The organism is Uniformispora flossi, assembly GCF_049534875.1.
Taxonomy (GTDB): Bacteria; Actinomycetota; Actinomycetes; order Streptomycetales; family Streptomycetaceae; genus Yinghuangia; species Yinghuangia aomiensis.
On record NZ_JBMULZ010000010.1, the window covers coordinates 180,269 to 192,728 of the forward strand.

General features: G+C 71.5%; 10 protein-coding genes and 3 tRNA genes. 6 read left to right on the plus strand and 7 right to left on the minus strand.

Going from position 1 to position 12,460, the window contains the following annotated elements:
- Nucleotides 1-120 precede the first annotated feature (120 nt).
- The 6 genes from ACPA54_RS22600 to ACPA54_RS22625 form a co-directional block, all read right to left on the minus strand.
- Nucleotides 121-196: transfer RNA gene (locus ACPA54_RS22600), tRNA-Glu, on the minus strand.
- A 37-nt stretch (nt 197-233) separates the two neighbouring features.
- Nucleotides 234-306 (minus strand) — tRNA-Glu (locus ACPA54_RS22605).
- 84 nt (nt 307-390) lie between these two features.
- Nucleotides 391-462, minus strand: a tRNA-Gln gene (locus ACPA54_RS22610).
- A gap of 217 nt (nt 463-679) precedes the next feature.
- The gene (gltX, locus tag ACPA54_RS22615; RefSeq protein WP_423532519.1) at nt 680-2,179 is read right to left on the minus strand and encodes a glutamate--tRNA ligase; all 1,500 of its coding nucleotides are present in this window, start codon (nt 2,177-2,179) and stop codon (nt 680-682) included.
- A complete protein-coding gene (locus ACPA54_RS22620; RefSeq protein ID WP_423532521.1) occupies nt 2,172-2,954 on the minus strand; it encodes a fumarylacetoacetate hydrolase family protein in 783 nt (260 codons plus the stop codon). The genes gltX and ACPA54_RS22620 overlap by 8 nt, the downstream gene beginning before the upstream one ends.
- Before the next feature lie 124 nt (nt 2,955-3,078).
- Entirely contained in the window at nt 3,079-3,243 is a 165-nt protein-coding gene (locus ACPA54_RS22625; protein WP_423532523.1) for a hypothetical protein, read from the minus strand.
- A gap of 554 nt (nt 3,244-3,797) precedes the next feature.
- Here ACPA54_RS22625 and ACPA54_RS22630 point away from each other — a divergent pair.
- The 5 genes from ACPA54_RS22630 to ACPA54_RS22650 all read left to right on the plus strand — a co-directional run bounded on the left by ACPA54_RS22630 (nt 3,798) and on the right by ACPA54_RS22650 (nt 9,862).
- Complete coding sequence (locus ACPA54_RS22630) at nt 3,798-7,646, plus strand: sensor histidine kinase (RefSeq protein ID WP_423532525.1); 3,849 nt, start codon at nt 3,798-3,800, stop codon at nt 7,644-7,646.
- Nucleotides 7,643-8,065, plus strand: a complete 423-nt coding sequence (locus ACPA54_RS22635) for a roadblock/LC7 domain-containing protein (protein ID WP_231778306.1) — start codon at nt 7,643-7,645, stop codon at nt 8,063-8,065. Before ACPA54_RS22630 ends, ACPA54_RS22635 begins: the two co-directional genes overlap by 4 nt.
- The gene (locus ACPA54_RS22640) at nt 7,957-8,436 is read left to right on the plus strand and encodes a DUF742 domain-containing protein (protein ID WP_423532527.1); all 480 of its coding nucleotides are present in this window, start codon (nt 7,957-7,959) and stop codon (nt 8,434-8,436) included. Before ACPA54_RS22635 ends, ACPA54_RS22640 begins: the two co-directional genes overlap by 109 nt.
- On the plus strand, nt 8,417-9,010 hold the full coding sequence (locus tag ACPA54_RS22645; RefSeq protein WP_345673240.1) for a GTP-binding protein: 594 nt from the start codon (nt 8,417-8,419) through the stop codon (nt 9,008-9,010). Before ACPA54_RS22640 ends, ACPA54_RS22645 begins: the two co-directional genes overlap by 20 nt.
- 303 nt (nt 9,011-9,313) lie before the next feature.
- The gene (locus ACPA54_RS22650; protein WP_423532529.1) at nt 9,314-9,862 is read left to right on the plus strand and encodes a hypothetical protein; all 549 of its coding nucleotides are present in this window, start codon (nt 9,314-9,316) and stop codon (nt 9,860-9,862) included.
- A gap of 234 nt (nt 9,863-10,096) precedes the next feature.
- On the opposite strand, the gene ACPA54_RS22655 is transcribed toward ACPA54_RS22650, so the two are convergent.
- Nucleotides 10,097-10,822 carry an IclR family transcriptional regulator gene (locus ACPA54_RS22655; protein ID WP_231778302.1) on the minus strand — a complete coding sequence of 242 codons (726 nt, stop codon included), beginning with the start codon at nt 10,820-10,822 and terminating at the stop codon, nt 10,097-10,099.
- Nucleotides 10,823-11,043: 221 nt separating this feature from the next.
- Between ACPA54_RS22655 and leuC the strand changes: the two genes are divergently transcribed.
- The gene (gene leuC / locus ACPA54_RS22660; protein WP_423532531.1) at nt 11,044-12,456 is read left to right on the plus strand and encodes a 3-isopropylmalate dehydratase large subunit; all 1,413 of its coding nucleotides are present in this window, start codon (nt 11,044-11,046) and stop codon (nt 12,454-12,456) included.
- The last annotated feature ends 4 nt before the right edge of the window (nt 12,457-12,460 follow it).

Consider the following 12,460-nt stretch of genomic DNA (forward strand, 5'->3'; position numbering starts at 1 on the left):
GAGCCGCGCAGCGCCTGCTGCGCGGCTCTCGGCTGCACGCGGCGAATCGACCCGTCGGCCGCTCGGCCGATCGGCCCGGGAATGCCAAAAATCCCCCACCGGACCGGTGAGGGATTGCTCTGGTAGCCCCGACGGGATTCGAACCCGCGCTACCGCCTTGAGAGGGCGGCGTGCTAGGCCGCTACACAACGGGGCCCTAGCCCGAAGCGGCCCTGGGACCGCTCCGGTTCGCGTAGCCCCGACGGGATTCGAACCCGCGCTACCGCCTTGAGAGGGCGGCGTGCTAGGCCGCTACACAACGGGGCCGCTACGCACATCACACACTTGCATAAACAACACTGTCGACCGTTTTCACGATCTCCAGCTGTGTCTTTCCTTGCGGAGACACAGCTGGGGTACCAGGACTCGAACCTAGACTAACGGAGCCAGAATCCGTCGGGCTGCCAATTACCCCATACCCCAAAGCACGACCCCCTGTTTGGGGGGATCTCGCCGGTGTTCCGTTCGCCTCGGCGGCGGAACGAGTAGAACTTTACCCGATCAGGCGGTCGCCACCAAAACGGGTTCCGGAGCCGGGTGCGCACCGCCGCGGACGGCGGTGCGCACACCCGGCGGACCGGGCTTCCGGACCCTGCTCCGAGGCCGCCGGAGGCGGCTTTCCGGGGCGTTCGGAGGAGTGTCAGGCGCGGGTCGCGTCCAGCGCCGAGCGGAGCCGCTCCAGCGTGGTGTCGCGGCCCAGCAGTTCCATCGACTCGAACAGCGGCGGCGACACGCGGCGGCCGGTGACCGCGACGCGCAGCGGCGTGAACGCGTTCTTCGGCTTGATGCCGAGGCCCTCGACGAGCGCCTCGCGGAGCGCGGCCTGGATCGGGTCGGTCGCCCACTCGGCCTTCTCCAGCGCCGCAATGGACGCCTCGAGGACCGGCACGGCGTCCGCGGTGAGGACCTTGGCGGCGTCCGCCTCGTCGCGCGCGAAGTCCTCGGCGGAGACGAACAGGAAGCCGAGCATGCCGACGACCTCGCTCAGCACGACCATGCGCTCCTGGGTGAGCGGCGCGGCCTTGCCGAGGAGTTCGAGCTGTGCGGCGGTGGGCCGCGCGGGCAGCAGGCCGGCGCCCTGCAGGAACGGAACGAGCCGGTCGCGGAAGTCGTCCGGCGCCAGGTCGCGGATGTGCGCGGCGTTGACGGCTTCGCACTTCTTCAGGTCGAAGCGCGCCGGGTTGGCGTTGACGTCGGCGATGTCGAACGCGGCCACCATCTCCTCGACGGAGAAGTAGTCGCGGTCGGCCGCGAGCGACCAGCCCAGCAGCGACAGGTAGTTCAGCAGGCCCTCGGGGATGAACCCGCGCTCGCGGTACAGGTTGAGCGAGGACTGCGGGTCGCGCTTGGACAGCTTCTTGTTGCCCTCGCCCATGACGTAGGGCAGGTGGCCGAAGCGCGGCGTGGTCCCGTTGCCCACGCCGATCGCGGCGAGCGCTTCGTACAGCGCGACCTGACGTGGCGTCGAGGACAGCAGGTCCTCGCCGCGCAGCACGTGGGTGATCTCCATGAGCGCGTCGTCGACCGGGTTCACCAGCGTGTAGAGCGGCTTGCCGTTCGCGCGCACGATGCCGTAGTCCGGCACGTGCTCGGGCTCGAAGGAGAGTTCGCCGCGCACCAGGTCGGTGAAGGTGATGGTGCGGTCGGGCATCCGGAACCGCAGGATCGGCTCGCGGCCTTCCAGGCGGTACGCGTCGATGTCGGTCGCGGACAGGTCGCGGCAGTGGCCGTCGTAGCCGGACGGCTTGCCGGCCGCGCGGGCGGCCTCGCGGCGCTGCTCGAGTTCGTCGGCGGTGCAGAAGCACTCGTAGGCGTAGCCGCCCTCGTGCAGCCGCTTGGCGACGTCCGCGTAGATGTCCATGCGCTGCGACTGGCGGTACGGCTCGTGCGGCCCGCCGACCTCGGGGCCCTCGTCCCACGTGAAGCCGAGCCACTTGAGCGCTTCGAGGAGCTGCTCGTACGACTCCTCGGAGTCGCGCGCGGCGTCGGTGTCCTCGATGCGGAAGACGAAGGTGCCGCCGTTGTGCCGGGCGAACGCCCAGTTGAACAACGCGGTCCGGACCAGGCCCACGTGCGGGTTGCCGGTCGGGGAGGGACAGAAACGGACGCGCACATCGGCGCCCTGGGGCTCGCTAGCCACGCTTGATCACCCTGTTGGTGAGAGTTCCGATGCCTTCGACGGTGACGGCGACCTCGTCGCCCACCTGGAGCGGGCCCACGCCCGCGGGGGTCCCGGTGAGGATCACGTCACCGGGGAGCAGCGTCATCGCGGCCGTCACGTGGACGATCAGGTCGGTGATGCTGCGGACCATCTCGGAGGTCCGGCCGGATTGCCGCGTCTCGCCGTTGGCCGTGCAGGTCACGGCGAGGTCCGACGGGTCGAGTTCGGTCTCCACCCACGGTCCGAGCGGGCACGACGTGTCGAAGCCCTTGGCGCGGGCCCACTGGCCCTCGCTGCGCTGGAGGTCGCGGGCGGTGACGTCGTTGGCGCACGTGTAGCCGAACACGACCTCGGGGACGCGTTCGGCGGGCACGTCGCGGCACAGCCGGCCGATGACCACGGCGAGTTCGGCCTCGTGGTGGACCTCGGTGGAGATCTCCGGGTAGACGATCGGCGCGTCCGGGCCGACGACCGCGGTCGACGGCTTGAGGAAGACGATCGGCACCTCGGGGACCGTGCCGCCCATCTCGGCGGCGTGGTCGGCGTAGTTCTTGCCGATGCCGACGACCTTGCTGGGCAGCACGGGAGCGAGCAGCTGCACGTCGGCCAGGGGGAACGTCCGTCCGGTGAGCCAGATGCCGCCGTACGGGTGGCCGTCGAGTTCGGCGACCACCAGCTCGCCGGGTTGCTCGCGCGGGCTCCCCACCGCGCCGAAGGAGAAGGAGTCGCCGGTGGAGAACCTGACGATGCGCACGGGCCGCAACCTCGGTATGAGTCGGGGGCTGGTAGGTCGTCCCCAGGCTATCCCGGGCCGGCCGCGGGCCTCCGCCGCATTACCGCCGCCGAGGCCCGTCCGGGTGCGCGGGCGCTGGGCGCGCTCAGTCCTGGAGCTCGACCAGGTTGGTGCGGCGCGGGTTGGCCGTCGGGCCGGTGGCCGGCGGCTGCACGGCGTCGTCGGCGGCGTCTTGGGGACGGACCGGCACGGTGTCGACCTGGGTGCGGCGCGGGTTGGCGGTGTTGGTGCGGTGCGTGCTCAGGCCCATGGCGGAAAGATCCGTCCCTTCGATTTCGGCGGGTTCGGCGGAAGCCTCTGAATATCAAGGTTACTGTTGGTTACAGCAATCCGAGGCGGGCGAAAGCGATAGGGTAGCGGTCTGTGACGGCTTGCCTGCGATACGTGACGGAGTTCCTGGGTAAACCTGTGATTTTGACCTCCCGGTATTCGCGTCAAACCCGTGTCGATTTGTCCGAAAGCAGCCGGTAATAACGGGTCGGAATCGGACAAAGGTATTGACTCGGCCACTTCTCCGGTGTCCGGATTTTTCCCGACCCCGCTATCTTGTTGCGGCCCTTGTGCTGTGCTGAAATGCGTGCGACCACGGGGGTGGTTCCCAAGCGCGGTCCCGTCCGGGATCTCCGCACACAAGCCTCGCCGATCCGGCGGGTCAACGACTGGTCACAAGAGGTTGCGAAGCTAGTGCAGGGACGTCGGAAGAGGCAGCAGGATTCCGCGGAAGCCCCGGCCGCTGCCGGGTCCGCAGACATGCGCCCGCCCCAAGAGCCAACCGCCAGTCGAGCCCCTGCGGCTCCTTCGCGGTTGAAGCTGCTTTTCTCCATCAAGAACTGGCGCATCCGCACGCGCATCACCGCGCTGCTGCTGCTGCCGGTCGTCGTCGCGGCCTTGCTCGGTGGCCTGCGCATCCAGTCTTCCGTGGACAAGACGCGTGAGATGGACGTCGTGCAGAAAGCCGGCGACGTCATCAACGAGTCCACGACGCTGGTCGCGGCACTGGAGGAGGAGCGCGACCAAAGCGCCCCGCTGATCATGGGCGGCGCAAGCGCCGAGACAAACCAGACGATCCAGGGTCTCTACAAGCAGACGAACGACCAGTACGACCGCCTGCAGGCGGCATTCGCCCGGCTGGACATGGACTCGCTGCCGCTGATCAAGGCGACGACCGCGACCATCCGCACCCAGATGGGCAACCTGGGCACGATCCGGAAGTCGGCGTACCAGAGCAGTACGCCGTTCATCACGATCCAGGACTACCAAAAGATCATCATCCAACTGCTGGCCATCAACCAGCAGGCGCCGGAAATCACCCGCGACCCGGACCTGATCCAGGGCGCCCGCGCCCTCGGCCTGTTCGGCGAACTGAAGGCCTACGCCTCGGTGGAGCGCGCGATTCTGGCCGCGTACGGCGCCAAGCCGAACGAAGCCTTCGCGGACGCCCGCGAAGGCTTCCGCAGCATCATCCCGTCCGACGACGAGGCGGTCCGCAAGTTCAAGTCGATCGCCACGGAATCGTCGCGCAAGATGTACGACTCCGCGGCCGCCAAGGGCAAGGCCGGCGACGTCATGGCGTTGCTCGTCAACGTGAACGCCGCCATGAACCCGCAGGACAAACCCACCAAGGGCATCGGCGCGACACCGGGCTTCTCCGCGGACAGCGCTTGGGCGCTGACCAACGGCAAGGTCACCGAGCTGATGAAGGTCGAGACGGTGATGGGCGACGAGCTGCTCACCCAGGCGGACAGCCTGCGTGACGACGCTCGCCAGGAAGCCCTCATCAACACCGTGCTCGTCGTCGCGGCGCTGCTCATCACGATCATCCTCGGTGTGATCGTGGCGCGTTCGCTGGTCCGCTCGCTCAACACGCTGCGCCGCAGCGCGCTCGAGATCGCCGAACAGCGGCTGCCGGAAACGGTTCGCCGACTGTCCGAGTCCGAGCCGGGCGACGTCGACCTCACGGTCGAACCGATCGGCGTCGCCACCCGCGACGAAGTCGGCCAGGTGGCCCGCGCCTTCGACGCGGTCCACGCCGAAGCGGTCCGCCTCGCGGCCGAACAGGCGCTCCTCCGCGGCAACGTCAACTCGATGTTCGTCAACCTGTCGCGCCGCAGCCAGAGCCTGATCCAGCGCCAGCTCGCGCTCATCTCCGACCTGGAGAACCGCGAGGCCGACCCGGACCAGCTCGCCAACCTGTTCAAGCTCGACCACCTCGCGACGCGTATGCGCCGCAACGGTGAAAACCTTCTGGTCCTCGCGGGTGAAGAGCCCGGACGCCGGTGGACCCGCCCCGTCCCGCTGGTCGACGTGCTCCGTGCCGCGGCCTCCGAGGTGGAGCAGTACGAGCGCGTCGAACTCGGCGCGCTGCCGACCACCGACATCGCGGGCCGCGCGGTCAACGACCTCGTGCACCTGCTCGCCGAGCTGCTGGAGAACTCCACCACGTTCTCCAGCCCGCACACCAAGGTCCGCGTGACCGGCCACATCCTTCCGGACGGCCGCGCGCTGATCGAGATCCACGACAACGGCATCGGCCTCACCGGCGACGACCTGGCGGACGCGAACCAGCGTCTCGCCCGGCCGCCGGTGGTCGACGTCTCCATATCGCGGCGCATGGGCCTGTTCGTGGTCGGCCGCCTGTCGACCCGGCACGGCATCCGCGTCCAGCTGCGCCCCGGCGACGGCGGCGGCACCACCGCGCTGGTCATGCTCCCCATCGAGCTGATCCAGGGCGACCGCCCCGGCGGCGCCTGGGACAAGAACGGCAACACCGGCGAGCGCCCCGCGGTGGAGAAGGGCTGGCAGCCCGACGCGCTCACCTCGTCGCAGGAAATGCCGGCGCTGCCCGCGTCGGCCGCGCCCGGCCCGCAGCGCCCCGGCCCGGAGGCCGGACGCAGCGAGCCGCCGCGCCTGCTGCCGCAGCGCGGTGGCACCGCCAACGGCGCGCACACCGCCAACGGTGCCAACGGCCTGTCGGACACGTCCGCCATGCCGCAGGCGAACCCGGCGGGGCAGCCGTCGGGCTACGAGCCCGCGTCGATGTTCGGCGAGGGCCCGGCCACGCACGACACGCCGTTCCCCGGCACGCCGTTCACCCCCGCGGCCGACCCGGACAACCCGTTCGCCCCGGTGGCCCCGCAGGCGCCCCAAGCGCCTCAGCCGCCGCGTGCGGACGACCCCCGGACCGGCACCGCACAGTTCGCGTCCCCGTTCCGGGACGGCGAGCCGCTGCCGCAGCAGACGCAGCAGCAGCCCGCGTACGAACGCCCGCAGTACGACCGGACGCAGCAGCAGCCGGCCGTCGGGGACTTCGGCCAGGCGCCCGGCTACGGGCGCGGCGAGTACGACCAGCAGGCGTACCCGCAGCCCCAGTTCGACCAGGAGCCGGCCGAGCACAGCGGCAACGACCGGGCCGCCGGTCTGCCGCGCCGCGGTCCGGAGACCGGGGCCTACCCGGTGGCCGACCCGCAGCAGCAGCGCGCTTCCGCGTGGCAGACCCAGCAGACCCCGCAGGTCCAGCCGGGCCAGCCGGGTCAGCAGGGCCAGCCGGGGCAGGACTACGAGGGCCTCGCCCCCGTCGCCCCGCCCGCGCAGATGCCCGCCTACGAGGCGCCCCAGCGGCGTCCCGAGGCGACCCGCGCCCAGGCGCAGCCGACGGCCGGCGACGCGCTTCCCGCGCTGCGCCAGCCGGCGATGCCGGCCCGCCGCGAAGGCGAGCCGCGTGCGCTGCACCGCGGTGGCGAGGGCCAGCCGGCGCCGGGCCGTCCGCAGCAGGACGCGCCCGACCAGCGCGGCATGTTCCGCGACGGCCCGGGGATGCCCGGGCAGCCGCAGGACGGCCGCCACGATGCGGGCCACGGCCTCGCGGGCCGGCCGGAGCCGGTCCGGGCGCCGGGCGTCCCGCAGCCGGTCCCGATGCCGCAGCCCCAGCGCGAACTGCCCGCGCAGGAGCCGGTCAACGCGCTGGAAGCCCCGGCCGTGCCGATGACGGTCGAGGACGAGCGGTCCCCGATCTTCGACACGCTCGAGTCGGACTGGTTCCACCGCCGCACCGGCCGCGGCGGCCGCATGCGCGCCGCCCAGGTGCGCAGCGCGGGCCGCGGCGGAGTCGACGAGCCGGTCGACGAGGGGACGGACGAGCTGCTGCCGCAGCGCGGCACGGACCCCGACGGTCGCCTCCCGCGCCGCTCGCACGCGGGCCCCGCCGCTCCGGCGGAGGCGCCCGGGCAGCCGGTGCCCCGCCAGGCCGCGCACGCAGCGCCGGCCGAGCAGGCACCGGAAGCGGTGCAGTCCGGCTGGTATTCGGCCGGAGACGAGGGTTTCCGGGCGGCCGAGGCCGTCCGCGAGCCCGCCTCGGGCGGAACGACGACGGCCGGTCTGCCGCGCCGTGTTCCGCGCGCGAACCTGGTGCCCGGCGGAGTGGACGGTGCCGCCCCCGCGGCGCGTCCGGCGATGCCGGCCGCACCGAGTGTCCCGGGTACGCCGGCCGGTCCGGCGCCCGTCCCGCCGCAGAGTGGTCCGGGACTTTCGCGCAACCCTGACGACGTGCGGGGTCGCCTGACAAACTTCCGCCGAGGCATTCAGCAGGGTCGCACTGCCGGGGCCGGGGGATCGGCCCCGCAGCCTCGTGACCAGAACAACCAGGAGCAGGCATGACTGAGTTGAGCCAGGCCGCGCAGAACCTGAACTGGCTGATCACGAATTTCGTGGACAACACCCCCGGGGTGTCCCACACGGTCGTGGTCTCCGCGGACGGCCTGCTGCTCGCCCTGTCCGAGGGCTTCCCGCGGGACCGAGCGGACCAGCTCGCCGCCGTGGCATCCGGCCTGACCAGCCTGACCCAGGGTGCGTCGCGCATCTTCGAGGGCGGGCACGTCACGCAGACGGTGGTCGAGATGGAACGGGGTTTCCTGTTCATCATGTCGATCTCCGACGGGTCCTCGCTGGCCGTACTGGCCTCGCCGGAGTGCGACATCGGCCTCATCGGCTACGAGATGGCCCTGCTGGTGGACCGCGCCGGCACGGTCCTCACTCCGGCTCTTCGCGCAGAACTCCAAGGTGCCCTGCCGCGATGACTCATCCGGAGATGTCCGATCACGGGGACCAGGAGTTCCACGAGACCCTGGTCCGCCCGTACGCCATGACGGGTGGACGGACCAGGCCGCGCTACCAGCTCGCGCTGGAAGCGTTGGTCACCACCACACCCCAGGTGGCGAACCCGCCTGGCCTGCTGCCCGAGCACCAGCGCATTTGTGATCTGTGCCGGCAGGTCAAGTCGGTCGCCGAGATTTCGGCCCTGATCTCCATCCCGCTCGGCGTGGCCCGCGTGCTGGTCGCGGACCTCGCCGAGGCCGGACTCGTGGTCATCCATCAGCCGGGGAACGACCAGGGGCAGCCGGACGTGTCGCTGCTCGAAAGGGTGCTCAGTGGACTTCGCAAGCTCTAGCCCGGGCGGCGTCCCGGCACCGCGGTCCTCCACGACCTCCGCCAAGATCGTCGTCGCGGGCGGCTTCGGCGTGGGCAAGACGACCCTGGTCGGGGCCGTCTCGGAGATCGCTCCGCTGCGTACGGAGGCCGTGATGACCTCCGCGAGCGCGGGAATCGACGACATCGCCGCGACCCCGGACAAGGCGACGACGACCGTCGCGATGGACTTCGGGCGTATCACCCTGGACGAGGATCTGATCCTCTACCTGTTCGGCACCCCGGGGCAGCACCGGTTCTGGTTCATGTGGGACGACCTGGTGCGCGGCGCGATCGGCGCGGTCGTGATCGTGGACACCCGCCGTCTGGCGGACTGCTTCCCCGCGATCGACTACTTCGAGAACAGCGGGCTGCCGTTCATCATCGCGCTCAACTGCTGGGACGGCCTGCAGACCCACCACGCGGACGACGTGCGCGAGGCCCTGCAGATCGGCCCCGAGACGCCGATCGTCAGCTGCGACGCACGGCGCCGCGAGTCGGCGAAGTCGACGCTGATCACGCTGGTCGAGCACGCGCTGATGGCGCGGCTGCGCTAGTCGGGCACCGCGGCTCTGCCGCGGGCGTCCGCGGAAACGCGGCGGATCGGGCGGACTCCCCAGCCGGGGAGTCCGCCCGATCGGCTTTTCCGGGGGTGGTTTCCGGCCATCGGTGCTTGCGCGTGCTGTGGTCCGATCGTGCGGAAGTTTCACAGAACTGTGACAACGTCAGAGATCGCGGACCCCGGAACCCCCACGTCATGTCGGGCGTTGCTACTGTCGAGGCAGCAATTTCCGTTGCCCAATCGATATGCAACTGATCATGGTGTAAATCGACGGCGGACGAACCGAGATGGGGGTTCGGTGGACGACAACAGCTGGCGCGCAGCTCTGGCCGCGCGTGAGCCGGTGGTGGAAGGCACGACGAACTCGGGACTGCCGCGGCGGCTGCCGCAGGCGAACCTGGTCCCGGGGGCGGCGGCCGACGTCGTGGCGGGGGTGATGCCCGCGATTCCGCTGGGCCTGTCCCGAGATCCGCAGGACGTGCGCAACCGGCTCGACAGCTTCGTCTCGGGCCGCGAACAGGCCCGGTCCGGAGCGGAAGCGCCGCTTCCGCTCGTGCCGCCGAACCCGATGAAGGCGCCCAGCCCGCTGCCGACGGCGCCGCTGTCCGGCAAGCCCGCGGCACCGGCCGCCAAGCCGGCGGCGAAGCCCGCCGCGTCGGCCGCCAAGCCCGCGCGCAAGGCCGAGCCGCCCGCCGCGGCGGCCTTCCCGCCGGTGCGCAAGCCGACCGCGGACAAGTCCCGCAAGGGGCAGTCGCCGGCCCCCGGCCACCCTCCGCTGGACGCCGCGGGAGGCCCGGCGGACGACCCGTGGGGCGACGGATGGAAGACCTTCGACCCTGACGCGTGAGAGTCGACTTGACCACACCGTAACCGTGCCGTGATCCGGCGTGCGCCTCACTGGGGGTGCGCGCCGGACGTGTTTCCGGGGGCCTGTGCGGCGCCCCGGGGGACGCGTGCGCGACGCCGCGGGGGCACCGTGGGCGTGTCCGGATTTCGCCGCTCGACGCCGGATCGGCGGTGACGGACGTACAGTCGACGGAGGCCGGGTCGACAGGGGGGCGAACCGGCCCGCCCCGCCGGATCAGACGTCGACCTGGGCCTTGCGCAGCGCGTCCGACAGCTTCGCCGCGGCCTCCATGACCGCCTGCGCGTGCAGCCGGCCCGGGTGCCGGGTGAGGCGCTCGATCGGACCGGACACCGACACGGCCGCCACGACGCGGTTGCTGGGGCCGCGCACCGCCGCGGAGACCGAGGCGACGCCCGGTTCGCGCTCGCCGATGCTCTGTGCCCAGCCGCGGCGCCGCACGCCGGACAGCGTGGTCGCGGTGAACCGGGCGCCCTGCAGCCCGCGGTGCAGCCGCTCGGGCTCCTCCCATGCGAGCAGGCACTGGGCCGCCGAGCCGGCCTTCATCGGCAGTGTGCTGCCCACCGGCACGGTGTCCCGCAGCCCGGACAGCCGCTCGGCCGCCGCCACGCAGACGCGCATGTCGCCCTGCCGCCGGTAGAGCTGCGCGCTCTCCCCGGTGACGTCGCGCAGGTGCGCGAGCACCGGGTGCGCGGCGGCCAGCAGCCGGTCCTCGCCGGCCGCCGCGGCCAGCTCCGCCAGACGCGGACCGAGCACGAAGCGTCCCTGCATGTCCCGGGCGACGAGACGGTGGTGTTCCAACGCCACCGCGAGGCGGTGGGCGGTGGGTCGGGCCAGTCCGGTCGTGGCGACCAAGCCCGCCAGCGTCGCGGGACCGGCTTCGAGCGCGGCCAGCACGACAGCGGCCTTGTCGAGCACGCCGACTCCGCTAGAGTTGTCCATGCTCTGATATTGCCGTCTCGAATGACGAGACGCAAGTCCATATCGGACAGGCATGATGGCAGAGTGCGAAACGCAGGGACTGTGCGCCGCGGGTGGGTGGCGCGGAAGCGGGCCGTGCGCACCGCCGCCGGAACGACCGGGACGGCGGGACGCCGCCGGACGCGGGTCCCGGCACACACGACACAGGAAAGTCGGCAACGACGCCGACCGGAGGGACAGCGATGGGACGGACACTCGCGGAGAAGGTCTGGGACGCACACGTCGTGCGTCGTGCTGAAGGTGAGCCCGACCTGCTCTACATCGACCTGCACCTGCTGCACGAGGTGACCAGCCCGCAGGCCTTCGACGGCCTGCGCCAGGCCGGCCGCCCGGTCCGCCGGACCGATCTCACGATCGCGACCGAGGACCACAACACCCCCACCCTCGACATCGACAAGCCCATCGCCGACCCGGTGTCGCGGGTCCAGCTGGAGACGCTGCGCCGCAACGCCGCGGAGTTCGGGGTCCGGATCCACTCGCTCGGCGACGTCGAGCAGGGCGTCGTGCACGTCGTCGGCCCGCAGCTGGGCCTGACCCAGCCGGGCATGACCGTCGTCTGCGGCGACAGCCACACCTCCACGCACGGCGCGTTCGGCGCGCTGGCGTTCGGCATCGGCACCAGCCAGGTCGAGCACGTGCTGGCCACCCAGACGCTGCCCATGGCGCCGTTCAAGACGATGGCCGTCACGGTCAACGGCGAACTGCCCGCCGGGGTCACGGCCAAGGACCTGATCCTCGCGGTCATCGCGCAGATCGGCACCGGCGGCGGCCAGGGCTACGTCATCGAATACCGCGGCGAGGCCATCCGGAACCTGTCCGTGGAAGGCCGGATGACCGTCTGCAACATGTCGATCGAAGCGGGCGCCCGCGCCGGCATGATCGCGCCGGACGCGACGACGTTCGCCTACCTCAAGGGCCGCGACCACGCCCCGCAGGGCGCCGACTGGGACGCCGCGGTCGAGTACTGGACGTCGCTGAAGACCGACGACGACGCCGAATTCGACCACGAGGTCGTCATCGACGCGGCCGACCTGGCGCCGTTCGTCACCTGGGGAACCAACCCGGGCCAGGGCGCGCCGCTGTCCGCGAATGTGCCCCAGCCGGACTCGTTCACCGACCCGTCCGAGCGCCAGGCCGCCGAAAAGGCCCTGGAGTACATGGGTCTCACCGCCGGCCAGGCGCTGCGCGACATCAAGGTCGACACGGTGTTCGTCGGCTCGTGCACGAACGGCCGCATGGAAGACCTGCGCGCGGTCGCCGACATCCTGCGCGGCCGCAAGGTCGCCGACGGCGTGCGCATGCTCGTCGTCCCCGGCTCGGTGCGCGTCTCGCTGGAAGCCGTCACCGAAGGCCTGGACAAGGTCTTCACCGAAGCGGGCGCCGAATGGCGTTACGCGGGCTGCTCGATGTGCCTGGGCATGAACCCGGACCAGCTCGCCCCCGGCGAGCGCAGCGCGTCCACGTCCAACCGCAACTTCGAGGGACGCCAGGGCAAGGGCGGCCGCACGCACCTGGTCTCGCCCCAGGTCGCCGCCGCCACCGCCGTCCTGGGCCGCCTGGCCGCGCCCGCCGACCTGACCGCCGCTGGAGTCTGATCCC